Genomic DNA, 25,128 nt, shown 5'->3' on the forward strand with positions numbered 1-25,128 from the left:
CGCCATGGCGGGACGGCTCATTACGGCGGGTCATGACTGCACCGCGGCCGCCATGACGGCCTCGTCGACGTCCCTGCCTTCGATGCGGGCGGCCTCGGCGGCCTCCAGCACCCTCTTGTAGTCGGTCGGCATGACCTTGCCGAACCTGCCGAGCGCGCCGTCCCAGTCGGCGAGCAGTTGCTTGGCGACGGGCGAGCCGGTCTCCGCGAAGTGCTTCTCGACGGTCTCCTTGAGGAACTCGGCGTCCTGCTCGGTGAGCGCCTCGATGGCGACCATCTCGCGGTTGACCCGCTCGGGCTTGAGATCCAGCAGGTACGCGACGCCGCCCGACATGCCGGCCGCGAAGTTGCGCCCGGTCGGGCCGAGCACCACGGCCTTGCCTCCGGTCATGTACTCGCAACCGTGGTCGCCGACACCCTCGACGACCGCCGTGGCGCCGGAGTTGCGCACGCAGAAGCGCTCGCCGACGACGCCGCGGACGAACACCTCGCCGGACGTGGCGCCGTACAGGGCGACGTTGCCGGCGATGATGTGGCCGTCGAGCGGAGCCGCCTCGTGCGGCCGGACGGTGATCCGCCCGCCGGACAGCCCCTTGCCGAGATAGTCGTTCGCGTCGCCGGTCAACCTCAGCGTGATCCCGCGCGGCACGAACGCGCCGAACGAGTTGCCCGCCGAACCGGTGAACGAGATGTCGATGGTGTTGTCGGGCAGGCCCTTGCCGCCGTGGCGCTTGGTCACCTGGTAGCCGAGCATGGTGCCGACCGTGCGGTTGACGTTGCGGATGGGCAGTTCCAGAGTCACGGGGGTGCCGTTCACGAGGGCGCCCTCGGCGAGCTGGATCAGCGTGTTGTCGAGGGCGTGCTGGAGCCCGTGGTCCTGCTCGACGACGCGGCGCAGCGCGGTGCCCGCGGGCAGCTCCGGCCGGTGCAGGATCGGCGACAGGTCGAGCCCACCGGCCTTCCAGTGGTCCTCGGCCGCCGTCGTGTCGAGCAGCTCGACGTGCCCGATGGCCTCGTCGAGCGAGCGGAAGCCCAGCTCGGCCAGATATTCGCGGATCTCCTCGGCGATGAACTCGAAGAAGTTGACCACGAACTCCGGCTTGCCGGTGAAGCGCTTGCGCAGCTCGGGGTTCTGCGTGGCGACGCCCACGGGGCAGGTGTCGAGGTGGCAGACCCGCATCATCACGCAGCCGGAGACGACGAGGGGCGCGGTGGCGAAGCCGTACTCCTCGGCGCCCAGCAGCGCGGCGATGATGACGTCGCGGCCGGTCTTGAGCTGGCCGTCGACCTGCACGACGATGCGGTCGCGCAGGTCGTTGAGGAGCAGCGTCTGCTGGGTCTCGGCCAGGCCGAGCTCCCACGGGGCGCCCGCGTGCTTGAGCGAGGTCAGCGGCGAGGCTCCGGTGCCGCCGTCGTGCCCGGAGATGAGCACCACGTCGGCGTGCGCCTTCGACACGCCCGCCGCGACCGTGCCGACGCCGACCTCGGCGACCAGCTTCACGTGGACCCTGGACTCCGGGTTGGAGTTCTTCAGGTCGTGGATGAGCTGGGCGAGGTCCTCGATCGAGTAGATGTCGTGGTGCGGCGGCGGCGAGATGAGGCCGACGCCGGGCGTGGAGTGCCGGGTCTTGGCGATCCACGGATAGACCTTGTGGCCGGGCAGCTGGCCGCCCTCGCCGGGCTTGGCGCCCTGGGCCATCTTGATCTGCAGGTCGGCCGCGTTGACCAGATATTCGCTGGTGACGCCGAAGCGCCCGGAGGCCACCTGCTTGATGGCGCTGCGGCGCGCCGGGTCGTAGAGCCGCTCGGGGTCCTCGCCGCCCTCGCCGGTGTTGGACTTGCCGCCGAGCCGGTTCATCGCGATGGCGAGCGTCTCGTGCGCCTCCATCGAGATCGAGCCGTACGACATCGCGCCCGTGGAGAAGCGCTTGACGATCTCCGAGGCGGGCTCGACCTCCTCGATGGGGATCGGCGTGCCCTTGCGCAGCTTGAACAGGCCGCGCAGGGTCATCAGCCGCTCCGCCTGGGAGTCGACGAGGTTCGTGTACTCCTTGAAGATCTCGTAGCGGCGGGTCCTGGTGGCGTGCTGCAGCTTGAAGACGGTCTCGGGGTTGAACAGGTGCGGCTCGCCCTCGCGCCGCCACTGGTATTCGCCGCCGACCTGGAGGTTGCGGTGGGCGTTCGGCACCCGCGGGTAGGCGTGGCGGTGCCGGAGCTCGATCTCCCTGGCCAGGACGTCGAAGCCGACGCCGCCCAGGCGGGAGGTGGTGCCGGTGAAGCAGGAGTCGATGACCTCCTGGCTCAGGCCGAGCGCCTCGAAGATCTGGGCGCCGGTGTAGGAGGCCACCGTGGACACGCCCATCTTGGACATGACCTTGATGACGCCCTTGCCGTAGGCCTTGATCAGGTTGCGTACGGCCTTGCGCTTGTCGAGCTGGAGCGCGCCCGAGTCGACGAGGTCCTCGACGGTCTCGACGGCGAGGTAGGGGTTGACCGCGCCGGCGCCGTAGCCGATGAGCAGCGCCATGTGGTGGCACTCGCGGGCCTCGCCGGTCTCGATGACCAGCCCGATCTTGGTGCGGGTCTTCTCCTGGATCAGGTGGTGGTGCACCGCGCCGGTCAGCAGGAGCGCCGGGATCGGCGCCAGCGTCTCGGACGAGCCCCGGTCGGACAACACGATGATGCGCGCGCCGCCGGCGATCGCCTGGGACGCCTCCGTCCTGATCTCCTCCAGGCGCCGCAGCAGCGCCTGGCCGCCGCCGGCCACGTCGTAGAGCCCGCTGATGACGTACGGGTGGAAGCCGGGCAGGTCACCCTCGTCGTTGATGTGGATGATCTTGGCGAGCTCTTCGTTGTCGAGCACCGGGTACGGCAGCACGAGCTGGCGGCACGACGTGGGGCCGGGGTCGAGCAGGTTGCCCTCGGGCCCGATCGTGCTGGCCAGCGAGGTGACCAGCTCTTCACGGATGGCGTCCAGCGGCGGGTTCGTGACCTGCGCGAACAGCTGCGTGAAGTAGTCGTACAGCAGGCGCGGCTTCTCGCTCAGCACGGCCACGGGCGTGTCGGTGCCCATGGAGCCGATCGGCTCGGCACCGGCCCTGGCCATCGGCGACAGGATGACGCGCAGCTCTTCCTCGGTGTAGCCGAAGGTCTGCTGCCGCCTGATGAGCGCCTCGTGCGTCGGGATCTCGCGCTGTCGTGCGGGCAGCTCCTCGAAGCGGACCAGGCCCGCGTGGAGCCAGTCGGAGTACGGCAGCTCGGCCGCGAGCTCGGCCTTGATCTCGTCGTCTTCGATGATCTTGCCGCGGGCGGTGTCGATGAGGAACATGCGGCCCGGCTGCAGGCGGCCCTTCCTGACGATGTCGTCGGGCTTGAAGTCGAGCACGCCGGCCTCGGAGGCCAGCACGACGAGCCCGTCGGCGGTCACCCAGAAGCGGCCCGGGCGCAGGCCGTTGCGGTCGAGCACCGCGCCGGCCAGGGTGCCGTCGGTGAACGTGATCGAGGCGGGGCCGTCCCAGGCCTCCATCAACGTGGAGTGGAACTCGTAGAAGGCCCGCCGCGCGGGGTCCATCTCGGTGTGGTTCTCCCACGCCTCGGGGATCATCATGAGCACGGCGTGGGGCAGGCTCCGGCCGCCGATGTGCAGCAGCTCAAGGGCCTCGTCGAAGCTGGCGGTGTCGCTGCCATCCGGGTCACAGATGGGGAAAAGTCGTGAAATATCGCCAGGAATGTCGGCGGACTTCAGCATCGCCTCGCGCGCCCGCATCCAGTTGCGGTTGCCCTTGACCGTGTTGATCTCGCCGTTGTGGGCGACGTAACGGTAGGGGTGGGCCAGCGGCCAGCTGGGGAACGTGTTGGTGGAGAACCGCGAGTGCACCAGCGCGATCGCGGTCGCGTAACGCTCGTCGCTCAGGTCGGGGAAGAACGGCTCGACCTGGTCGGGCGTGAGCATGCCCTTGTAGACGATCGTCCTGGCCGACAACGAAGGGAAGTAGACGTCGGCCTCGTGCTCGGCCCGCTTGCGCAGGCAGAACGCGAGCCGGTCGAGCTCCAGCCCCTCCAGCCCGCCGGGTCCCGACACGAACAGCTGGGCGAAGTGCGGCATGACGGCCCGGGCGCTCGGCCCGGGAAGAGCGCGGTCGACGGGCAGCTCCCGCCAGCCGAGCACGGTGAGGCCCTCCTCGGCCGCGATCTCCTCGATCAGGCCGACGGCGACGCGCCTGGCCTCCGCGTCGATCGGCAGGAAGGCGATGCCGGACGCGTAGGCGCCGGCGGCGGGCAGCGCGAACGGCACGGTCGCGCGGTAGAACTCATCGGGGATCTGCGTCAGGATCCCGGCTCCGTCGCCGGTGTCCGGCTCGCTACCCTTGGCCCCCCGGTGATCAAGGTTGCACAACGCCGTCAGCGCCTTGACCACGATGCCGTGACCACGGCGTCCCGCGACGTCGGCGACCATGGCGACACCGCAGGCGTCGTGCTCGCTGGCGGGGTGGTAGAGGCCCTGGGGCTCGGGGAACCCGAGGTGGGCAGCAGGCATTTAATCCCTCCCGTCGTCATCGTCTGTCTCGAACTGCTCTACAGGCGGGGACGACGTTGGCCCTGCTGCGTATCGTGGGTAGAGGTTACAACACCCTGCCGGAATGGTGCCCGCCACGTCCGCATTGCGAACATTCGGGCTGGTCCACCATCCGAACTCTCTATCCCAAACTCCGGGCGAGGCCCATGTCATTCCCGGTTCGGCGCACCTGTATGCGGCAGAGATGACGATTTTCTGCCGGCCCCGCGCGGCGGGTGGCTCGCCGGCCGCGCTGCGCGAGCGTTCCGGCACGACCCTGGCCCCTCGATAGGGTTTGCCCATGGACCGCGAAGGGGTGGAGCGCCTGCTCCGAGAGGCCGGTGCCGACAGCAGGCGGCTGAGGCACGCGCTGACGCTCGTATGCGACGGCCAGTGGTGGAGGCTCGCCGGCCTGGTCCGCGAGACCGCCACGTCGAGGCGCACCATCGAGGCGCTGCTCCGCGAGCTGCCGCTGGAGCGGTCCGGCGACGCCTTCCGCGTGCCGCTCACCCAGGCCCCCGCCTACCAGGACCTCTTCGCCGTCGCGCCGCCACCGGAAGACCCGGTCGCCCACCTGCTCCCCCACTACTCCACCGCGCTCGACCGCCTGAGCGCCCTCATCGCCGGCGCCCCGCGCGCCCGCCACGTCCTCGACCACGTCGCCGCCACGCCCGAGACCGTGCTGCGGCGGGCGCTGCTGCTCGGCGCCCGCTTCTGGCTGCCGGGCGCGCGCCTGCTGTGCGTGGGCGACCACGACCTGACCTCGCTGGCCGTCAAGCTCGTCCACCCGGAGACCGAGGTCACGGTGGCCGACATCGACGAGCGCATCCTGGCCTACATCGACGCCCAGGAGCTCGGCGTCCGCACCCGCTGGGCCGACCTGCGGCTCGGCCTGCCGGCCTCGGCCAGGGGTCACGACCTGGCGCTCACCGACCCGCCGTACACGCCGGAGGGCGTCGGCCTGTTCGTGGCGCGCGCCGTGGAAGGGCTGAAGGACGACGGGCGGGTGTTGCTGGCGTACGGCGCCGGCGAGCGTATGCCCATGCTGGCGTTCAAGGTCCAGCAGGCCCTCGCGGACCTCAACCTCGCCTACGAAGCCATCTACCCCGACTTCAACCGCTATTTCGGCGCGGAGGCCATCGGCTCGGCGGCCGACCTGTACATCCTCCGGCCCACCAGCAAGACCCGCCCGGCCGTGACGTCCCGCCTGAGCCGCCAGGCCACCGCCATCTATACCCAAGGCCCACAAGCCGTAGAAAACGCCCACAAGGGCATCTCAGCCCCAGAGAGGTGCATTTCAGACTTCGAGCCCGACCTGCTGGTGGGCGAATGGCCCAAGGAGCTCGCCCAGCCCCGGGTCAAGGTGTCGACCTGGCTCGCCAAGCCGTACGCGGCCGCCTCCGACCGCGTGGCCGTCGCCCTGCCGCCCGGCCTGGAGGCCGCGCTCCCCCGCCTGCTCCTGGCGACGCGCGCCTCCCACGTACGCGTCATCGGCGCCGGCCTGCCGCCCCTGCCCGGCGTGCTGTCCGCCGTCTACACGTCGAGCGCCGGCGAGGACCTGCTCGACGCCGTACGCCTCCCGCAGCCCGGCGACCCGGCGGCCCGCGTGCTGCGCAGGATCCTGGACAACGGTCACGCCAAGCTGGCCAACACGTGGCGCGAGGCCCTCATCGCGGCGGCCCGCGAGCAGGGCGCCACGCTCACCAAGAACGACGCCAGGGCCCTCATCCGCGAGGCGGCCCCCTGGGCGGAGGACCTGACCCCGCTGGAGGCGCCGCTGCACCGCCTGTCCAGCCTCCCGGAGGCGGTCTCCGCAACCGTCACGTCCCTGACCACGACCTCCCCCACGTCCCCTGGCAGCACCTCCTCCTGACCCGCTTTCCCCGGCTCGGCTCCCCCTCCCCGCGGCTTTCAGGGTCGCCCGGTGGCAGCACGGCGTTCCTCCAGAGGCGGAGCGCCGAACCGCCCGCCCCGAACCGAGGCCGGCCCCAGCCGGAGTGCGGCTACGTACCCGAGATCCAGCAGCTGACCAGGTCCGGCACCGTTTCGAGGTCAGGTGGTGGCGACGACGCGGTCCTGGACGACACGGCCCAAGCCGTCGAGTGCCACCAGCGCCGCAAGGAGTTGCTGCGCGGGCGCGGAACCGCCGACCCAGCTCACCGTTACGTAGTGGCCCATGGCACGCACCTGCGCGCGACTGCCGGCGGCCTCGAAGGCGATGCCCTGGCGTACGAACCCGTCCGTGCCCAGAGCCGACACCAGCGCGTCGGCGGCTCGCCCGTCACCCATGTTGAAGATGACGAACTGGCCCGTGGTCAGGTTGCCCTTGTAGACGCCCTGGAGCGCCTGCGTGCAGCCCGAGGCCGAGGCGCCCCACAGGACCTCGTCGCAGTCGGTGAACTGCTGGGTGCTCTCCAGCCGCATGGCCCCCAGGGTTTTGGCCGCGGAGGTGAAGACCTCCTGCAGGGTGAGCGGGGCGGCGTCGTTCTTGCGGTCGTCGATGGCCGCGTAGAAGGCGGAAGTGGGCTCGGCGTGGAAGGCCGACGGGCGGGGTTCGTCGCGGCGCAACCACCACCAGCCGCCCGCGGCGACGGCGACCAACGCGGCGATCACAACGGAGACGACGAGACGGCGTGACATCAGGCCGACGGCCCCGTGAGCGAGACGACCCTGCGGTAGACGGGCTTCTCCGCCCCGCGCAACGCCAAGGTCAGGGAGACGAAGTCGTCCTTGGCGGTCGGTTCGGCGCCGTCGGTTCGGCCGAGCCAGACAAGGCCGACATAATGCCCCAGCGCGTAGCCACCCGCCTCGGAATAGCCTCCCGCGGGGAAGGACGCCTTGGAGGAGGGCAGGGGGATCGTCCACCCGCCCCGGTAGTCGGTCTTCAACGACTCCACCAGGGCGGCGGCCGACTTGCCGTCCTTCAGGTTGAGCAGCGTGTACTGGCCGACATAGCGGCCGTCGGAACTGGCGTACAGGCCACGGGCGGCCTGGCTGCATCCGGCGTCGGAGACCTGTTCCACCACGGTCTCACCCCACAGAGCCGCCGAACAGTCGGCGTCGAGTTGCTTGGCGACCAGCTTGAGCTTGAGCTTCTTGGTGACGGAGAGCTGCTTGTGGCCGAACATCTCCTTCTTCGTCAGCGCGCGCTTGTCCTTGGTCCTGTCGGTCAGCGGGGCGAACAGTCTGGGCGAGCTCCAGCCGTGGAAGATCCGCGGCAACGTCGAGCCGGGCGCGACCACGGCGGCACTCGTGCGCCGCTGAGGCGTGTACTCGCCGATGGAGCCCACGGCGAACACCAGCCCCGTGCCACCGGCCAGCACGCCCACGACCACGGCGATGATCACGAGCAACCGCTGCTGATCAGGACGCAGGCCCCAGGCGGTGAGCAGCGGGAACTGCCAGTCGGACGGAGGCGTGCGCCGCCGCTTGCGCGAGGGCGTGCCCGCCCCACGCCCGACGGCCGCGGCCTCGCCCGTGCCGCCGTCCTCCTGCAGCGGCCACCCGGCGCCGCCCCGGAGCTTGACCCTGCCCCCGGACCGCTCGGCACGGCCGCTTGCCCGCCTGCCGCCCTCCGACGCCCCGGCCTCGCGCTGCCCGGTGCCGCCCCCGCCTTCCGGCCAGACCGCACCGCCCTGACCCTCGGACTGCCCGGCACCGCCCCCGTCCTCGGACCATCCGGCCCCGCCACCTCCATGCCGCCCGGCACCCCGCCGGCCCTCCGACCGACCACCATCCTCAACACCGCCGGACCGCCCGGCACTCCTACGGCCCTCGGTTCGACCAGCACCCTCAGCACCGCCGGACCGCCCCGCACCCCTACGGCCCTCCGACCAGCCACCTTCTTCAGGACCGCCGAACCGCCCACCATCCCTACGGCCCCCGGTTCGACCAACATCCTCGCCGCCGGGCCGGCCGGGAGCGCGGCCGTCTTCGCGGAACCAGCCGGCCCCGCCGCCTCCTGGTCCGGGTTGCCCGGTGCCACCGTGGAAGCTCCCGCCCGCCGGCTCCGCGCCGAACGGCCCGGTGTTGGGGCCAGGTCCGAAGTGACCGGTGCCCGGATCGCCGGATGGTGGGTCGGCAGCGGCCCGGCGGGCCGACCTGCGTCCTCCACGCGTACGGGCCGACCGGCCGCCGTCGCCCTCCCCGCTCGCCGCCGCGGGCCAACCGCCGCTGGATTGGCCCGCGGGCCGGTCATCACCGTCCGCTGACCGGCCACGGGAGTTCGTGCCATCGGCGTCGGGGGGCACCTGCTGCCTGCTGCCACGTACCCGCGCCCTCCGGCCGCCACGGGAGCCCGCCGACCGGTCCGCGCCGTCGGCGTGCGCGCCCTCCGCCGCCGGAGACGACCCCGGGCCCTGCGCCCCCGCCACAGGCCGGCCATCACCACGGCCCTCCGCCGCAGGCCACTCACCACTACGCCCACCCGCGGCGCGCGGGCCGCCGCCCTGGGGGTCGGCTGCGGGGCGGACACCGTCGTGAGGGCTTCGTGAGGGATTGCCGGAACCGGGCGCGGCTCTTCTGCGGGCCATCACAGCACCTCCGCCCCGATCAGGTTGCCCAGCGCGAACGTGACCGCGGCGGCCACCCCGCCCACCACGAGCTGCCGCAGCCCGGAATACCACCAGTTACGGGCAGTCACCGTCGAGGCGAGAGCGCCGGCCGCGAACAGGGCCACGCAGGAGATCACCGCCGACACCGTCAGGCTCTGCACCCCGACGAGGTACGGCAGCAGCGGCAGCACCGCCCCCAGGCTGAACGACAGGAACGACGACACCGCGGCCAGCGACGGTGACGGCAGGTCGCCGGGGGCCACGCCGAGCTCGTTACGGGTGTGAACCTCCAGCGCCTGCTCGGGGTTCTGCGAGATCTGCCGGGCGACCTCGGCCGCCAGCTCAGGGGACACGCCCCTCTCGACGAACGTCTGCGCCAGCTCGGCGCGCTCGTCGTCGGGGTGACGGGCGAGCTCGCGGCGTTCGACGGCGATCTCGGCCTGGGCCAGCTCGCGCTGGCTCGCCACCGAGACGTATTCGCCGCCCGCCATGGACAGCGCGCCCGCGGCGAGCCCGGCGACGCCGGCGAGCGAGATGACCTTGGTGTCGGCGGTGCCGCCCGCGACACCCGCGATCAGCGCGAAGTTCGACACCAGACCGTCCATCGCCCCGAACACCGATGGCCGCAACCAGCCTCCGGTGACGTCGCGGTGCTGGTGGTGCGCCTCCGCGCGACCGCTCATCGCGCGTTCTTCCCCTTCGTCGCGGCCTCACCGTCAGGGATCTCCGCCGGCTCGCCGGGCGCCGGGTCATCACCCTTCGGCCCGCGATCGGCGTCGCCGCCGTCGGCCGCGTCAGCCCCGGCCGCGTCGCTCCGGGCCGCGTCGTCCCCCGCCGCGTCGCTCCGGGCCGCGTCGGCCCTGGGCGCGTCGTCCCCCGCCGGGGAGGTTTCGTCGGAGGGCGTCGCCGTTTCCGCACCGGGCTCGCCGGAGGTGCCGCCGCCGGACCCCTCCGCCGGCGGCTCAGAAGCGTCGCCCGACGGCGCCGAGGACGGGGCGTCGGGCGAACCGGGGTCGGCCTGGCCGGACACGTGCGCCGGGTCAGGAAGGTCGGACAGGGGCACGACGATCTCTTCGCCGTCCTTCCTCCTCGTCGCCCAGAAGTAGACCAGCGCGCCCACGAAGAGCACGACCGACGTCCACTGGTTGATCCGGAGCCCGAGGAAGGTCACCGCGTGATCGACCCCGCCGACCGGGTCGATGCGCAGCCCTTCGATCCAGAACCTGCCGAGCGTGTAGCCGGCGACGTAGAGGGCGAACAGCCGGCCGTGGTGCAGCATGAACCGCCGCCCGGCGAACAGCAGCGCGAAGCCGAGCGCGATGTCCCAGATCGACTCGTACAGGAACGTCGGGTGGTAGAGGACCCCGGGCTCTCCCCCGTGGTCGGCGTCGATCTCCAGGCCCCACGGCAGCGTGGTCGGCGAGCCGTACAGCTCCTGGTTGAACCAGTTGCCCCAGCGGCCGATGCCCTGGGCGAAGGCGATGCCGGGCGCGACCGTGTCGGCGATGGCGCCCATGGAGATGCCGCGCTTGCGCACGGACCACCAGACGCCGACGCCGCCGAGCGCGACCGCGCCCCAGATGCCGAGACCGCCCTCCCAGATGAACAGCGCCTGGATGGGCTCCTTGATCGCGCGGCTGCCGAAATAGGTCTGCCAGTCGGTGATGACGTGGTAGAGGCGGCCGCCGATCAGACCGAAGATGACCGCGGGAACCGCGATGTCGATGATCGTCCCCTGCTGGCCCCCACGAGCGCGCCAACGCCGCTCGCTCAGCCAGACGGCGACGATGACGCCGAGCACAATGCAGAGCGCATAAGCCCGGATCGGGATGATTCCGAGATACCAGACCCCTTGGGAAGGGCTGGGAATCGAGGCAAGGGGCATGTCACGTGAGGGTAGCGGAAGCGCGGCTACTTGGCCGCCTTCGTAATCTCTTCGCGCAACTCTTGTGGGCTGAAGAGTACCCCGTTGTCTATTTCTATGCCGTTCAGTTTCACGGTCGGCGTGTGGTCGAGCTTCTGTTCATCGCTGACCTTCTTGCTGTACGACAGCTGCGCCTGGGCGTGCTTGCCCGAGGTGACGCACTGCTCGAACCCCGGCGACGTGACCCCGGCGTCCTTGCCCCACTGCACGAGTTGCTCGGGGGTGAAGCCCGGCTCGGTCTCCGGCGGCTGGTTCTCGAAGAGCAGGTCGTGGAAGGCCATCCACTGCTTGCCGTCGGCCACGCAGCGGGAGGCGCTGCCTGCGCGTACGGAATTGGACTTGGTCGGCTCCTGCGAGAAGATCGTGATGGGGTGGTAGACCACCTTGGCCAGGCCCTCGGCGGCGAGGTTCTTGAACGTCTGCCCGCTGACCCGCTCGAGCTCCTTGCAGGCGGGGCACTGGAAGTCCTCATAGATGTCGACCACGGGCGAGGTGACGCCCTGCTTGGCCATCACGGCGGCGCCGTCGGGCTGCACCGTGATGGGTGCGAGCGCGCCGGAGGCCTCCTCCGACTGGGAGGTGCTGGCCGCATACCACCAGCCGGCTCCGACCGCGGCCACCGCGACCACTCCGGCCGTCACGTAGGTCACGATCTTCCTGCGTCGCTCCTGGGCGCGAGCGGCGGCCTGCTGTTCCTTGATCTTGTCACGCGCTGACTTCGACATGGTCTTCGTCCGCTGCCCCTTGCTCATCCTTCGTCCTCCACATCACGAGTATCGCCTCCCAGACCGAGTGCTCCGTCGAGAGCGAAACGGCCCGGCGGGAAACGCGTGATCCAGGCGCCGAGAAGCACGAGGCCGAAGTCACGCAGGATGTCGAGCAGGTAGGTGGGCTCCTGCCCCTTTCCCAACTGGCCGCCGCCGCCGAAGCAGCCGCAGTCGATCCGCAGCCCGTTCGCCCAGGCCCAGGCGATGCCGAAGACGAACGCGAACATGAGCAGCCCCGCGACCACCGCGGCCACCCTGGTCAGCAGACCGACGACCAGCAGCACGCCGACCACGATCTCCAGCATCGGCAGGGCGTAGCCCACCGGGACGGCGATCGACTCGGGCAGCAGCTGGTAAGCCTTGACCGCCACCACGGAGTCCGTCGGGTTGCCGATCTTGAGCGCGCCCGCCGCGATCAGCACTCCGCCCAGGACCAGCCGGGCGACGACCGTCACCCAGGGTATCGCCGACGTAGCTCGATGTGACGGTTGTGACGCGGCCACGGGTCATCTCCTCTTTCTCTGTGCCGAGATGGGCACAGTACCGGGTTCCCATCCGATCATGTTCACGATAAGCGTCGGCTAAGCCCCTTCCTGGTTCAGGCTCTCCGAGTTGCGTGTTTTACTTGGATGAGTTAAAAATTACTCATACAAGTAAAGCGGGAGGATTCGGTGACGAGCTCCGCGCGGCGCGCACAGATCGTCGCCGCGACCATCGCCACGATCGCCGAGCTCGGCTACCGGCAGGCGTCCTTCTCCAGGATCGCCGAGCGGGCCGGGCTCAGCAGCACCCGGCTGATCTCCTACCACTTCGACAGCAAGGACGAGCTGATCGGCAAGGCGATCGGCACGATCTACAGCGAGCTGGCGGCGTTCATGACCGCGCGGGTGAGCGCCGCGACCACGCCGGGCGCCGCGCTCGAGACCTACATCCGCTCCCTGGTGGAGTACATCGCCGGCCACCGCGCCGAGATGCGCGCCGCCACGGAGATCTTCCTCAACTTCAGGCCGGAAGGCGGTTCTGCGGCGCAGGACGCGGCCACCGACCTGTCGGTGCTGGCCCACGTCGAACGTGTCCTCGTCTGGGGCCAGGAGAGCGGCGAGTTCGGCGCGTTCAACACCCGCGTGACGGCGATGGCGATCCAGCGGGCGCTCGACGGGCTGCCGTTCCTGCTGGAGGCCGACCCGGACGCCGATCTGGCGGAATATGCCGACGAGCTGGCCGGGCTGTTCGCCAGGGCTGTGCGGCCGTGAGCGCCAGGACCAGAGGGCTGCTCACCCTGGCGGTGGACGTGGGCTCGGCCTGATCGTCGACACCGGCGTGCGGGTGGTCATCGCCCACACCCTGCCGATCGACGTCGTCCCCGGCCTCGGCGCCGTGCAGTGTGCCGGCCGGCTGGTGCTGATGCAGGTCGCCCTCAACCTCTGTCTGGTGCCCAGCGGCGTCCGCACCCGTTGTTCCAAGCTCTACGCCGGCCTCCGCCACGCCCGGAACGCGCCCGGCGTCAGCGGCGCACGCCCTTGGCCATGTCTTTCGCGAGGACGGCGATCGACTCCCGGCCCGCGGCCTCGTCGGGGGCGTCGAGGATGCGGCGGATGAACGCCGACCCCACGATGACGCCGTCGGCGTAGGCCGCCACCTCGGCCGCCTGATCACCGGTGCCGACCCCCAGGCCCACGCACACCGGCAGGTCGGTGTGGGCCCGGGTGCGCTGCACGAGGCCCTCTGCGGCGACGTTGACGCTCTCTCTGGCGCCCGTGACGCCCATGAGCGAGGCCGCGTAGACGAAACCTGTGCAGCAGTCGACGACGGCCTTGATGCGCTGCTCCGTCGAGCTGGGCGCCACCAGGAACACGGTGTCGATGCCGGCGCCCGCCGAGGCGGCCCGCCACGGCTCCGACTCCTCGGGCGTCAGGTCGGGCGTGATCGTGCCCACGCCGCCGGCGTTGGCCAGGTCGCGGGCGAAGCGCTCGGCGCCGTATTTGTCGATGGGGTTCCAGTAGGTCATGACGAGCGTGGCGGCGCCGGTCGCGGCGACCCCCTCGACCGTGCGCATCACGTCGGCGATGCGCGTGCCGTTGACCAGGGACCGGTGCACGGCGTCCTGGATGGTGGGCCCGTCCATGAGCGGGTCGGAGTAGGGGAGCCCGATCTCGATGACGTCGCAGCCGGCCTCCACCAGGGTCGCGGCGGCGGCGATGGCGCCGTCCTTGGACGGGAAGCCGGCCGGCAGGTAGCCGACGAGCGCGGCCCGGTTGTCCGCCTTCGCCTTGGCGAAAACCGTCTGAAGAGTCGTCATGTCTGTCCGTTTCGAAGGTCGAGTCTCACCATGATGCCCTGCCGCGCGCCCCGCCCAGAATCCTCCGCGCCGATGAAGGCCCGGGGTGTCGCGGGAGACCGCGCGGTGAGCGCCCGGCGCAGGCCGTCAGCGGTCCGCGTGGTCCCGGCGGCCCCGGCCTCTCAGCGGTCTCGAAGGTCTCCGGGGGCTCGGAGGTCTTGAGGCCTCGGAGGGTCTCAGAGGTTGAAGTATTTCATCGCCGTGCCCATGTCCTTGTCGCCGCGGCCGGAGAGGTTGACCAGGATGGTGGCCTCCGGGCCGAGCTCGCGGCCGAGCTCCAGCGCGCCCGCCAGGGCGTGGGAGGACTCGATGGCGGGGATGATGCCCTCGGTCCTGGCCAGCAGGGAGAACGCGGCCATCGCCTGATCGTCGGTGACGCCGTGGTAGGTGGCGCGGCCGGAGTCTCTCAGCCAGGCGTGCTCGGGGCCGACGCCCGGATAGTCGAGCCCGGCGGAGATCGAGTGGGACTCGATGGTCTGGCCTTCGTCGTCCTGCAGGACGTAGGTGCGCGCGCCGTGCAGCACGCCGACCGAGCCCGCGGTGAGGGTGAGCGCGTGCTCGCCGCTCTCCAGGCCGCGTCCGGCGGCTTCGTAGCCGTGCAGTTGCACGCCCTCGTCGCCGATGAACGCGTGGAAGGCGCCGATCGCGTTGCTGCCGCCGCCGACCGCGGCGCACACCGCGTCGGGCAGCCTGCCGGTCAGCTCGAGGATCTGGCGGCGGGCCTCCACGCCGATGATGCGGGCGAAGTCGCGCACGATCTCGGGGAACGGATGCGGGCCCGCGACCGTGCCGAAGAGGTAGTGGGTGGTGTCGACGTTGGTCACCCAGTCGCGGAACGCCTCGTTGATGGCGTCTTTCAGCGTCTGCGAGCCGTTGGTCACCGGCACCACGGTCGCGCCGAGCAGCTTCATCCTGGCGACGTTGAGTGCCTGGCGCTCGCAGTCGACGGCGCCCATGTAGATGACGCACTCCAGGCCGAGCAGCGCCGCTGCGGTCGCCGTGGCCACGCCGTGCTGGCCGGCGCCGGTCTCGGCGATCACCCGCTTCTTGCCGAGCCGCTTGGTCAGCAGCGCCTGGCCCAGCACGTTGTTGATCTTGTGGGCGCCGGTGTGGGTGAGGTCCTCCCGCTTGAGCACGACCCGGGCGCCACCGGCCTGCTCGCTGAAGCGCGGCACGTCGGTCAACGTGGTCGGCCGGCCGGCGTAGGTGCGCAGCAGGTGGTCGAACTCGCGCAGGAACTGCGCGTCGTTCTTGGCCTTCTCGTAGACCGCGGCCACCTCGTCGAGCGCCGGGATGAGGGCCTCCGGCACATATCGGCCGCCGAAGATGCCGAACTTGCCGTGCACGTCGGGATCGTCGCCGTGCGCGCCGTTGCCCGCCAGGTCGGCGGCGGTCAGGATGGAACCTTCGTGTGCCACTGCTATCCCTCTGCTGAGTGGTCGGGGCGCGTCGACGGATGGGCGCCGGCCGTCACCAGCGCCTCCACGGCCTTGCGCGGGTCCTTGCCGGTGACCAGGCTCTCGCCCACCAGGACGGCGTCGGCGCCACCTCTAGCGTAAGCGAGCAGGTCATGCGGGCCACGCACACCCGACTCGGCGATTTTGATCACATTATCGGGGATCTTCGGCGCCAGCTTCGCGAACACGTCGCGATCGACCTCAAGTGTCTTCAGATTGCGGGCGTTGACCCCGATGACCCGGGCCCCCGCGGCGACCGCTCGCTCGAGCTCGTCCTCGGTGTGCACCTCGACCAGCGGGGTGAGCCCGATCGACTCGGCCCGCTCGATCAGCGACACCAGCGCCTCCTGCTCCAGGCAGACGACCATCAGCAGCGCCAGGTCGGCGCCGTAGGCCCTGGCCTCCCACAGCTGGTAGGAGGTGAGGATGAAGTCCTTGCGCAGGATCGGGATGTCGACCCTGGTGCGGACCGCGGCCAGGTCGTCGAGGCTGCCCCCGAACTTGCGGCGCTCGGTCAGCACGCTGATGACGTGGGCGCCGCCCGATTCGTAGTCGGCGGCCAGCGCCGCCGGGTCGGCGATCGCGGCGAGCGCGCCCTTGGACGGGCTGGACCGCTTGACCTCGGCGATCACCGAGATCCTGTCGCCCCCGAGCGCGGCCATCGCGTCCCGGGCCGGCCGGGCCCGCTCGGCTCGTTGCTTGAGCTCGTCCATGGACACCGCCTGCTGGCGTGCGGCGAGGTCGGCGCGCACCCCGTCGAGGATGCCGTCGAGGACGCTCGGCCCTTCCGTCCGCTCACTCACGCGCTTGGGGTCCCTCCGGTCGACAGTGGGGGTGGCGGAGAGTTCGCCTCGCGTACGCTCTCCGCCTTGTCCTGCGATGGTATCGGCCCCAGCGGGGGCACCTCACCACCGGCCCTGCCTAGGGGGCGAGGAACGCGCCGACAGGCAGATTACGGACGACCCAGTAGACCATGACGACCCCGATGAAGGCCCACAGCCACGCCGGATGCGCCAGTGTCGTGCGTCTGGGCCGGCCCTGCCAGGCGCGCAGCACCCATCGCCCCCACCAGAACAGCAGGAACGGGATCATGGCCACGGCGAGCGGGTTGAGCCCCAGCGCGGCGACCGGGTCGAGATGCGCGAGGGCGTGCATGGTGCGCATGGTGCCGCAGCCGGGGCAGTAGAGGCCGGTGAGCCACAGGAACGGGCACGTCGGATAGTGCCCGGGCTCATTGGGGTCGACCACGCCGACGAAGGCGAACGCGGCGCCCACGCCCGCCGCAACGCCGAGCGGCGCGAGCAGGCGCCTGGCGCGACCCGTGTCACGCCGCCCGGCTGTTGCGATGCTCATGCTTTCAGTATCCGCCTTCCAGCGCACTTCCCGCCGTCACACCGGCTCAGTACGTCGAGTACGAGTACGTGGACACGCTCGCGGCCAGGATGAAGAAGATCACGATGTACGCGATGATGCCGATGACGATGCCGATGGCACCGAAGATCAGGCTGCGCTTCCACCACGTCTTGGCCTCTTCCGCGGCCTGCATCGCACCCTGGTAGTCGCCGACCTGCCACTTCGAGTTGACCTGCGACGACTTGACGAGCGCCACGATGCCGAGCGGCAGGCAGCAGAACAGGGTGGTGAGGATGGCCGGGACGAGCTGGTTGTCGGGCGGGTTGCCACCGCCGCCGTAGCCACCGCCGGGGGGCTGGCCGTAACCGCCGTCGCCGTAACCACCGCCGCTGGGCGGCTGCTGGCCGTAGCCACCGCCGTAACCACCGCCGCTCGGCGGCTGCTGGCCGTAGCCACCGCCACCGCTCGGGGGCTGCTGGCCGTAGCCACCGCCATAGCCACCGCCGCTCGGCGGCTGCTGGCCGTAACCGCCGCCACCGCTGGGAGGCTGCTGGCCATAGCCACCGCCGGGTGGCTGGGCGCCGTAGCCACCGTCGCCCTGGTTTCCGTAACTCATGCTAGTGACCCCTCATGTCGTCATCTCGAGTCCAGTTCGCGCGGCAGCCTAGCGAGAAACCATCTTCTACGTGGATCAACACGGATTTTGCGGAAAATTCGTAATCGGACCGCAAGCACGCCGTCACGGTCCGGCTACACGCGCCGCGGCCGACCTACTGGTACTCCACCGTGCTGCTGGCGGTGCTGGCGAGCCCGATGAAGGAAAGGAGCATACCGCCGAAGATCAGCCAGCACAGGAGCCAGATCACCACCGTGATGTACGACGTGACGAGGCCGCCGATGGCCATGCCCGAGCCTTCCTCTCCGGTGCGCTTGATCCGGCTGAGCGCGACATGCCCGAGGATGACGCCGGGGATGCTGGTGAGGCCGCAGAAGACCAGGCCGATGATGCCGAGGACGAGCGAGGCCACCGCCATCCCGTTGGTGGACCTGGGCTGCTGGTAGCCGTAGCCCTGCTGGGGGTAGCCGCCGTAGCTCGGGGGTTGCTGGGCGTAACCGCCGCCGTAGCTCGGCGGCTGCTGGCCGTAGCCGTAGGGCTGGTCCCCGTAGCTGGGAGGCTGCTGGCCGTAACCACCGCCACCCGGAGGTTGCTGGCCGTAACCGCCGCCGCTCGGCGGCTGCTGGCCGTAGCCACCCCCGCCCGGAGGTTGCTGACCGTAACCACCGCCGCTCGGCGGCTGCTGGCCGTAGCCTCCCCCGGGAGGCTGTGCGCCATAACCTCCGCTACCGCCCTGATCCCCGTAGCTCATGAGCCGGCTCCCTCAACGTCCGTGGCGAGTTGCAACGGCAGCTTATTGAGGAAACGTTTGCCGGGCGCACACGGGTTCAGAACAGTGGAGGTTTCGTAACCGTCACCGGCTCAGCGGCCGTCGGTGGGGTCGTCTCCGCGGTCGAGCGCGTCCCACAGCGCCCTGTCGTCGGCGCGCGCCGAGGGCGCGCCCGCCGTCCGGTCGTAGCGGGCGGACATGCCCGCCCACCGGCCGCCGCGCACGACCGCCAGCACGCCGCCGGCCATCACCAGGACCGCTCCGACGACCGTCACGGCGGGCCAGAGCGGCGCGATCTCCCAGGACAGCCCGGCGGCCCCGGACAGCACGTTGTCCTCGCGCAGGCGCGCGGTCACGGTGCCGCCCGACAGCGCCGCCCACGTCGCCGCCGCTGCGCCGGCCCCGCACAGGGCGAGCAGCAGGCCGACGGCCCGGCGGCCCGCGCCCTTGGTGGCCAGCACCGCCACCACGCCGGCCAGCCCGGCCAGCGCCACGGGGGTCAGGACGGGGCTCAGCTCGCCGCCGCTCGGGGCCCGCGCCGCGGCGCCGTCTCCCAGGACCGTCACCCATGCCTGGCCCGCGCCCCACGACACGAGCACGCAGCCCAGGGCCGTCATGACCACCCAGCCCCACAACTCCCCGCGCCTGGATGTCCGCGCCTCGGGCTCCATCCGCTCTCCTAGCTCGGCGCGAGCTCTAGCGGGTAGGCGTCGAAGCAGGTGCGATCACCCGTGTGGCACGCCCCGTCGACCTGGTCGACCTTGACCAGGATGGTGTCGCCGTCGCAGTCGAGCGCCACGGACCTGACCTGCTGGACGTGACCGGAGGTGGCGCCCTTGACCCAGAGCTCCGCCCTGCTGCGGGACCAGTAGGTGGCCCTGCCGGTGGTGAGCGTCCGATGCAGCGCCTCGTCGTTCATCCAGGCCAGCATGAGCACCTCGCCGGTGTCGTACTGCTGGGCGATCGCGGGGACCAGGCCGTCGGGATTGCGCTTCAACCGTGCGGCGATCTTGGCGTCGAGGGACATGCAGCCCATTCAACCAGGTCGTGCCGCCGCCCCCGCCACCGGCGCGAGCCTCAGGCCAGGGCCTGGGGAAGGGTGTCGTAAATGGGGAAGAGCGGCGCCAGGTTGGTCCTGCGCAGCCGCCGGAGCACCTGCCCGGGGGGTGCCACCAGAGCCATCGTGCCGTCCCTGTCGCGCAGCGTGGCGAGCGCGCGCACCAGGACGCCCAGCCCCGTCGTGTCGATGAAGCTCAGGCCGGTCAGATCGACGACCAGCCGGGGGACGTGCTCCGCCACGGCTTCGTCGAGACATTTCCTGACCTCGGAGACGTTGTCGAGGTCGACCTCCCCCGCCAGGCTCACCACCACGAGATCTCCGTGTCGGCGTCGCGTCATCTCCAGCACATCCGCGCCCATGCTCCTCATGACCCCTCCCGTGGGCGGCCCCGCCGAAAAGGTACACCTGACTGCGACGCGTCACGGTGGGTTTTACCGAGAATGCGGTACGTGATGGCGTGGAGCGGAGTAATTTCGGTTTCCCGAGCCTGCCGTGGGAGGGTCGTCGTGGTGCACGTCGTAGGCTCCGCTCCCCGATACCGGCGGGTCTTCCCCGGGCCGGCCGGGGCGCGCGAGCACGGGCTGATCGGGGCGGGCAGGTCCGCCGTCGTCCTGCCGGTGCGCGATGGGTAGGCAGGTGCTCCGTGTCAGCTTCGCGCGGGGGCACATCACAGGGCTGCGCAGGACCGTGACCGAGCTCGCCGCCGGCGAGGGACTGGCAGCCGGGCGGCTCGAGGACTTCGTGCTGGCGGTCAACGAGGTCGCCACCAACGCGGTGGTGCACGGCGGAGGCCACGGGCGGTTACGGCTGTGGACGCGGGACGGGCGCCTGTGGTGCGAGGTCGCCGACGACGGCCCCGGGCTGCCACCCGGGTGGATGGGCGACACAGGGCCGCCCATGGGGTACGAGTTCCAGGGGCGGGGCCTGTGGCTGACGCGCATGGTGTGCGAGCACCTCGTGATCGTGTCGGGGCCGCGTGGCACGACCGTGACGTTCGCCTCGGCCGCACCGTGACCAGGAGCGCCTCCCGCGGGCCGGCGGACGGCCGGGTGGGAGCCCGGTGGCACGAGCCCGCGCGGCGGCCGGTCACGAGTGGGCGGCGGAGATCCACGAGGCGTGCAGGTCGGCGTACACGCCCGGCCGGCCCGCCAGCTCCGTGTGGTGACCGCGCTGCACCAGCCGGCCCCCGTCGAAGACCAGCACCTCGTCGGCGTTCTCGGCCGTGGACAGGCGGTGCGCGATCGAGATGGCGGTGCGGCCGCGGGTGACGCCCTCCAGCGCCCGCGCCAGCCGTACCTCGGTGGCCGGGTCGACCGCCGAGGTGGCCTCGTCGAGCAGGAGCAGGTCGGGGTCGGCGAGGTAGGCGCGGGCCAGGGCGACGAGCTGGCGTTCGCCCGCCGACAGTGACTCGCCGCGCTGGCCGACGGCCGTGTCCAGGCCCGCGGGCAGGCCCTCGAGCCAGTCGGTCAGGCCCAGCTCGGTCATCGCGAGCCGGATCTCGTCGGTGGTGGCGGACGGCTTGCCGTAGCGGATGTTCTCCTCCAGCGTCCCGTCGAACAGGAAGCCGTCCTGGGGGACCATGACGATGCGCTCGCGCAACGAGGAGAAGCGGATGTGACGCAGGTCGTGGCCGTCCACGGTGACGCGGCCCGCGCCCGGGTCCATGAGACGCGTCAGGAGCTTGGCGAACGTGGTCTTGCCCGACCCCGTCTCCCCCACGACCGCGACACGCGAGCGCGGCGGGATCTCGAGGGTGACCTCGCGCAGTACGGGCGCGCCCCCCGGGTAGGAGAAGTGCACGTCCTCGAAGGCGACCGAGATGGGGCCGCGGGGCAGCTCCACGCCCTGCTCGCCGGGGTCGGCCACGTCCGGCGGGGTGTCGATGACCCCGAGGACGCGCCGCCAGCCCGCGACGGCGTTCTGGGCCTCGTTCAGCACCTCGGTGGCCGTCTGGAGCGGCGAGACGAACAGGGTGATCAGGAACAGGAACGCCACCAGCTCGCCCTGCGTGATCTCGCCCGACATCCCGAGCCGCACGCCCAGCAGCACGATGCCGGCGATGGCGACGGCCGCCACGATCTCGGTGAGCGGGAAGACGAAGCCGACGATGGTCTGCGCCCTGGTCTGGGCGCGCCTGTTGGCGTCGACCGCCTGGTCGATGCGCTCGGCCGTACGGCGCTCCGAGGCGTAGGCCCTGATGACGGCGGCGCCGACGACGGACTCGCTGACCGCGGCCAGCATGTCGCCGGTGCGCTCGCGTACGGTCGTGTACGCCCGCGACAGCAGCCTCTGGAAGCGCGGCAGGGCGATCATCAGGGGGATGAAGCACAACCAGACGAGCAGGGTGAGCTGCCAGGAGTAGACGAACATCAGCACCGTGGCCACGAACAGCTGGCCGAACGCCACGATGATCATCAGCCCGCCCCACTGCATGAACGTGCTGATCTGGTCGATGTCGTTGGTGACGCGCGAGACCAGGGAGCCGCGGCGCTCGGTGTTCTGGGTGAGCACGGACAGGTCGTGCACGTGCCGGAATCCGCGCACGCGCAGGGTGGCCAGGGACGACTCCGTCGCCTTGTAGAGGCGGACGTTCATGACGTAGCCGGCGGCGGCCGTGAGCAGCACCGCGCCCGCGCAGACCAGGATGGCCCGGGTGATGTACGCGGTGTCCGGGGCGCCGGTCTTGAGTCCTGTGTCGATCGTCTGCTGGACGGCGATCGGTACGATGATCTTGCCGATGGTCGCGACGACCGCCAGCAGCAGCGTGACCACCAGCCCCTTGCGGAACTCCGGCGTGAGCGAGAGCCCATGCCGGATGGTGGCCAGCGCCGAACGTTCGGTGTTGCCTCGGATGACCTCGGCCGTCATGCGCTGACTTCCTCTTCTTCTCCGGCCGGCACGTCGATGGCGGCGCGCTCGGCCTCCTCACGCTCGTAGGCGGTCACCAGGTTGCGGTAGCCGGCGCAGCGGGTGATCAGCTCGTCGTGCGGGCCGCGGTCGACGACCCGGCCGTGGTCGAGGTAGACGACCTCGTCGGCGAGGGCGATGGTCGCCATCCGGTAGGCGACGACCACGACGGTGGACGCCTCGGCGGCGTCCCGCAGCCCGTAAAGGATCTTGGCCTCGACCTGGGGGTCCACGCTGGAGGTGGCGTCGTCGAGGATGAGCAGGCGCGGCCGGCGCACCACCGCGCGGGCCAGCGCGAGGCGCTGGCGCTGGCCGCCGGACAGCGAGGTGCCGCGCTCGCCGACGCGCGTGTCGAGCCCGTCGGCCAGCCGGCCGACGAACCCGTCGGCCTGCGCCAGCCGCAGGGCCGCCCGCACGTCCTCGTCGCCGGCGTCGAGGCCGAGCGTGATGTTGCCGCGCACGGTGTCGTCGAACAGGAACGTCTGCTGCGGCACCAGGGCGACCGATGCGGCGATGCCGCCGTGGGCGAGCTCCCGGACGTCCACGCCGTCGAGCAGCACCTGCCCCTTGTCGGGGTCGACGAGCCGGACGAGCAGCTGCACGAGCGTGGACTTGCCCGACCCCGTGGGGCCGACCAGCGCGACGGTACGGCCGGCGGGCACGTCGAAGGTCACCTCGTGCAGCACCTCGGCCTCGCCGTAGGAGTAGGAGACGTCGCGGACCTCGAGCGCGGCGGGCGCGGTCGAGCTCGCGGCGGCCTGCCCGTACTCCATGGAGCCGCTCGCGTCCAGCACGGCCTGCACCCGCTGCCAGCCGACGACGCTGCGCGGCAGCTCGGCCAGCACCCAGCCGAGCGCCCTGATCGGGAAGGCCAGCAGCGTGAACAGGTAGGCGACCTGCACCAGGTCACCGGAGTCGATCAGGCCGCCGGACAGCCGGGCCGAGCCGACGCCCAGCACCGCGAGCACGCCGATCGTGGGCAGGGCCTCCAGCATCGGGTCGAACAGCCCGCGCACCCGCCCGACCGCGATGTTGGCGTCGCGCAGCTCGTGGGCGCGCCGCTGGAACCGCTCGGTCTCCAGGTCCTCCCTGCCGAGGGTCTTGACGACGAGCGCGCCGTCGAAGCTCTCGTGCGCGATCTCGCTGACCTCGGCGCGCAGTTGCTGGGCGCGGGTGGCGAGCGGGCTGAGCTTGCGCTGATAGACCAGGTTGAGTACGGCGATCGCCGGAAATATCAGGAAGCCGACCAGCGCCAGCACAAGATCCGTGAACACCATCGCGACCGCCGCCGTGACCAGCATGACGATCACGCCCACGGCCATCGGCAGCGGCGCCAGTGGCGCCCAGGCGGCTTCGGCGTCGGCGCTGGCGTTCGACAGCAGCTGCCCTGTGGGGTGCCGGTGGTGCCACGACAGCGGCAGCCGTAGGTACTGCTTGGTCACGTCCCTGCGCGACCTGGCCTGCATGCGGTACTGCAGGATGCCGGCCAGGATCCGCCGGCCCGCCACGCCCAGCGCCTTGAGCAGCGCCGTGCCGAAGATCAGGAACGTTCCCGTCCACAACGCGCCCGCGACGGCGCGGCCCTCCCCGAAGGCCGGCAGCACGACGTTCTGGGTCGCCCACCCGAGGGCCCACGCGGAGGCGACGGTCATGCCCCCGTAGACGGCGCTGGCCAGCACCGCCAGCGTGAACACCACCTTCTCTGTGCGAATGGCCACCCCAAGGACCCGCAGTCCTTGGCGCATCACGGCCGAGGTGACCTTGCTCGCCACTCGGTTGGGTCCTCTCATCGCGGCATTTCTACGTATGTCACTATCACCCCTGATCATCTCGTTATTCCCGCGGGTAGGGTTGCCCGTGTGACTCACGCTCGTGGCGAACGCACCGCGCTCTGCGACCTGCTCGACCGGCTCGGCCCCGACGCCCCGACGTTGTGCGCGGGCTGGAGCACCTACGACCTGGCCGCGCACCTCGTGCTGCGCGAGCGCAGGCCCGACGCGATGGGCGGCATCGCGCTCAGGCCGCTCGCCGGCTACACCGCCTCGGTCCAGAACGCGCTCAAGGCCAGGCATCCCTATCCCGAACTGGTCGCCAAGGTGCGCGAGCCCGGCGGCGTGTTCCGGCTCCTGAAGGCCCTCGACCAGGCCGTCAACACGATCGAGCTCTTCGTGCACCACGAGGACGTCCGCCGCGCGCAGCCGTCGTGGGAGCCGCGCGAGCTGCCCGCCGAGCTGGAGGAGGTCTTCTGGAAGCGGCTGTCGTCCGGCGCCAGGCTGATGTTGCGCAGAGCGCCGGTGGGCGTGGTGCTGCACCGGCTGGGCGGCGGAGTGCTGCTGGCCGGCCCGCGCGGAGGCCCCAAGGTCGAGGTCACCGGCAGGGCCGGCGAGTTGCTGATGTTCTGCTTCGGACGGCAGGCGCACGCGAAGGTGGAGCTCACCGGCACGCCCGAGAACGCCGAGCGCCTGCGCGAGGCCCCGCTCGGCATGTAGCCGCGCGCCGATGGCGCAATTCTCGGCGCCACAGGCGCTCGCACCTCGTCTCAAGCCCTTACCATGGCAGAGGAAAGAAGCCCCCCGGTTAGGATCATGAACATCTTCATAGAAGATGCCAGTGATCGCCCAGATCCGGGTATATACGGCTGGGAATGGACTGCAGGAGGCCCCCCATGCAGGTCAAGAAGGTGATCACCTACGTCGCCGTCGCGTTCGTGGTCTTCTACCTGTTCACCCGGCCGGCCGAAGCCGCCGCCGCGGTCAACGGTGTGTTCGACGGGATTCTTCAAGGAGCCAATCAGTTGGCCACGTTCTTCTCAAGTGTTCTGACCTGACCT

Annotated in this window: 24 protein-coding genes; 6 read left to right on the forward strand and 18 right to left on the reverse strand. The window is 71.0% G+C overall.

Annotated elements, in window-relative coordinates:
• Positions 1-30 precede the first annotated feature (30 nt).
• Positions 31-4,536, reverse strand: coding sequence for a glutamate synthase large subunit (gene gltB / locus ABGA98_RS28555; RefSeq protein WP_347621488.1), 4,506 nt, complete (start codon positions 4,534-4,536; stop codon positions 31-33).
• A gap of 319 nt (positions 4,537-4,855) precedes the next feature.
• Between gltB and ABGA98_RS28560 the strand changes: the two genes are divergently transcribed.
• Positions 4,856-6,427, forward strand: coding sequence for a bis-aminopropyl spermidine synthase family protein (locus tag ABGA98_RS28560; protein ID WP_347621489.1), 1,572 nt, complete (start codon positions 4,856-4,858; stop codon positions 6,425-6,427).
• Positions 6,428-6,606: 179 nt separating this feature from the next.
• On the opposite strand, the gene ABGA98_RS28565 is transcribed toward ABGA98_RS28560, so the two are convergent.
• The 6 genes from ABGA98_RS28565 to ABGA98_RS28590 all read right to left on the reverse strand — a co-directional run bounded on the left by ABGA98_RS28565 (position 6,607) and on the right by ABGA98_RS28590 (position 12,253).
• A complete protein-coding gene (locus ABGA98_RS28565; RefSeq protein ID WP_347621490.1) occupies positions 6,607-7,194 on the reverse strand; it encodes a hypothetical protein in 588 nt (195 codons plus the stop codon).
• A complete protein-coding gene (locus ABGA98_RS28570; protein WP_347621491.1) occupies positions 7,194-7,901 on the reverse strand; it encodes a hypothetical protein in 708 nt (235 codons plus the stop codon). The genes ABGA98_RS28565 and ABGA98_RS28570 overlap by 1 nt, the downstream gene beginning before the upstream one ends.
• 1,184 nt (positions 7,902-9,085) lie before the next feature.
• Entirely contained in the window at positions 9,086-9,790 is a 705-nt protein-coding gene (locus tag ABGA98_RS28575) for a VIT1/CCC1 transporter family protein (protein ID WP_347621492.1), read from the reverse strand.
• Entirely contained in the window at positions 9,787-10,992 is a 1,206-nt protein-coding gene (gene lgt, locus ABGA98_RS28580) for a prolipoprotein diacylglyceryl transferase (RefSeq protein WP_347621493.1), read from the reverse strand. The genes ABGA98_RS28575 and lgt overlap by 4 nt, the downstream gene beginning before the upstream one ends.
• A 26-nt stretch (positions 10,993-11,018) precedes the next feature.
• Positions 11,019-11,783: a thioredoxin domain-containing protein gene (locus ABGA98_RS28585; RefSeq protein ID WP_347621494.1), complete on the reverse strand. Its 765-nt coding sequence runs from the start codon at positions 11,781-11,783 to the stop codon at positions 11,019-11,021.
• Positions 11,780-12,253, reverse strand: coding sequence for a MauE/DoxX family redox-associated membrane protein (locus tag ABGA98_RS28590; protein WP_132600894.1), 474 nt, complete (start codon positions 12,251-12,253; stop codon positions 11,780-11,782). The genes ABGA98_RS28585 and ABGA98_RS28590 overlap by 4 nt, the downstream gene beginning before the upstream one ends.
• 216 nt (positions 12,254-12,469) lie before the next feature.
• On the opposite strand from ABGA98_RS28590, the gene ABGA98_RS28595 reads away from it, so the two are divergent.
• Positions 12,470-13,051 carry a TetR/AcrR family transcriptional regulator gene (locus ABGA98_RS28595; RefSeq protein WP_347621495.1) on the forward strand — a complete coding sequence of 194 codons (582 nt, stop codon included), beginning with the start codon at positions 12,470-12,472 and terminating at the stop codon, positions 13,049-13,051.
• Positions 13,052-13,302: 251 nt separating this feature from the next.
• Here ABGA98_RS28595 and trpA read toward each other — a convergent pair whose 3' ends face one another.
• From trpA to ABGA98_RS28640, 9 genes are all read right to left on the reverse strand, one after another.
• Complete coding sequence (gene trpA, locus ABGA98_RS28600) at positions 13,303-14,097, reverse strand: tryptophan synthase subunit alpha (protein WP_347621496.1); 795 nt, start codon at positions 14,095-14,097, stop codon at positions 13,303-13,305.
• A gap of 215 nt (positions 14,098-14,312) precedes the next feature.
• Positions 14,313-15,518: a tryptophan synthase subunit beta gene (trpB, locus tag ABGA98_RS28605; RefSeq protein ID WP_347621659.1), complete on the reverse strand. Its 1,206-nt coding sequence runs from the start codon at positions 15,516-15,518 to the stop codon at positions 14,313-14,315.
• Between the two features lie 38 nt (positions 15,519-15,556).
• Positions 15,557-16,396: an indole-3-glycerol phosphate synthase TrpC gene (trpC, locus tag ABGA98_RS28610; RefSeq protein WP_347621497.1), complete on the reverse strand. Its 840-nt coding sequence runs from the start codon at positions 16,394-16,396 to the stop codon at positions 15,557-15,559.
• 118 nt (positions 16,397-16,514) lie between these two features.
• Positions 16,515-16,946 carry a DUF2752 domain-containing protein gene (locus ABGA98_RS28615; RefSeq protein ID WP_347621498.1) on the reverse strand — a complete coding sequence of 144 codons (432 nt, stop codon included), beginning with the start codon at positions 16,944-16,946 and terminating at the stop codon, positions 16,515-16,517.
• Positions 16,947-16,992: 46 nt separating this feature from the next.
• Complete coding sequence (locus ABGA98_RS28620; protein ID WP_347621499.1) at positions 16,993-17,562, reverse strand: CD225/dispanin family protein; 570 nt, start codon at positions 17,560-17,562, stop codon at positions 16,993-16,995.
• A gap of 154 nt (positions 17,563-17,716) precedes the next feature.
• Positions 17,717-18,313 (reverse strand): DUF4190 domain-containing protein, encoded by a 597-nt coding sequence (locus ABGA98_RS28625; RefSeq protein WP_347621500.1) that lies wholly within the window; start codon positions 18,311-18,313, stop codon positions 17,717-17,719.
• A gap of 110 nt (positions 18,314-18,423) precedes the next feature.
• The gene (locus tag ABGA98_RS28630; protein WP_347621501.1) at positions 18,424-19,002 is read right to left on the reverse strand and encodes a Trp biosynthesis-associated membrane protein; all 579 of its coding nucleotides are present in this window, start codon (positions 19,000-19,002) and stop codon (positions 18,424-18,426) included.
• A gap of 8 nt (positions 19,003-19,010) precedes the next feature.
• The gene (gene hisI, locus ABGA98_RS28635) at positions 19,011-19,358 is read right to left on the reverse strand and encodes a phosphoribosyl-AMP cyclohydrolase (protein WP_347621502.1); all 348 of its coding nucleotides are present in this window, start codon (positions 19,356-19,358) and stop codon (positions 19,011-19,013) included.
• Between the two features lie 50 nt (positions 19,359-19,408).
• Positions 19,409-19,729, reverse strand: coding sequence for an STAS domain-containing protein (locus ABGA98_RS28640; RefSeq protein WP_347621503.1), 321 nt, complete (start codon positions 19,727-19,729; stop codon positions 19,409-19,411).
• Positions 19,730-19,897: 168 nt separating this feature from the next.
• Here ABGA98_RS28640 and ABGA98_RS28645 point away from each other — a divergent pair, with 168 nt between their 5' ends.
• On the forward strand, positions 19,898-20,023 hold the full coding sequence (locus ABGA98_RS28645; protein WP_347621504.1) for a hypothetical protein: 126 nt from the start codon (positions 19,898-19,900) through the stop codon (positions 20,021-20,023).
• Positions 20,024-20,027: 4 nt separating this feature from the next.
• On the forward strand, positions 20,028-20,405 hold the full coding sequence (locus ABGA98_RS28650; RefSeq protein WP_347621505.1) for an ATP-binding protein: 378 nt from the start codon (positions 20,028-20,030) through the stop codon (positions 20,403-20,405).
• Between the two features lie 72 nt (positions 20,406-20,477).
• Here ABGA98_RS28650 and ABGA98_RS28655 read toward each other — a convergent pair whose 3' ends face one another.
• Positions 20,478-22,259, reverse strand: coding sequence for an ABC transporter ATP-binding protein (locus ABGA98_RS28655; RefSeq protein ID WP_347621506.1), 1,782 nt, complete (start codon positions 22,257-22,259; stop codon positions 20,478-20,480).
• Positions 22,256-24,088 carry an ABC transporter ATP-binding protein gene (locus ABGA98_RS28660; RefSeq protein ID WP_347621507.1) on the reverse strand — a complete coding sequence of 611 codons (1,833 nt, stop codon included), beginning with the start codon at positions 24,086-24,088 and terminating at the stop codon, positions 22,256-22,258. The genes ABGA98_RS28655 and ABGA98_RS28660 overlap by 4 nt, the downstream gene beginning before the upstream one ends.
• 69 nt (positions 24,089-24,157) lie before the next feature.
• Between ABGA98_RS28660 and ABGA98_RS28665 the strand changes: the two genes are divergently transcribed.
• Both ABGA98_RS28665 and ABGA98_RS28670 read left to right on the forward strand, forming a co-directional pair.
• Positions 24,158-24,787 carry a TIGR03085 family metal-binding protein gene (locus ABGA98_RS28665; RefSeq protein ID WP_347621508.1) on the forward strand — a complete coding sequence of 210 codons (630 nt, stop codon included), beginning with the start codon at positions 24,158-24,160 and terminating at the stop codon, positions 24,785-24,787.
• A 176-nt stretch (positions 24,788-24,963) separates the two neighbouring features.
• Entirely contained in the window at positions 24,964-25,125 is a 162-nt protein-coding gene (locus tag ABGA98_RS28670) for a hypothetical protein (RefSeq protein WP_347621509.1), read from the forward strand.
• Positions 25,126-25,128 lie beyond the last annotated feature (3 nt).

Source organism: Nonomuraea sp. B1E8 (assembly GCF_039871515.1).
Taxonomy (GTDB): domain Bacteria; phylum Actinomycetota; class Actinomycetes; order Streptosporangiales; family Streptosporangiaceae; genus Nonomuraea.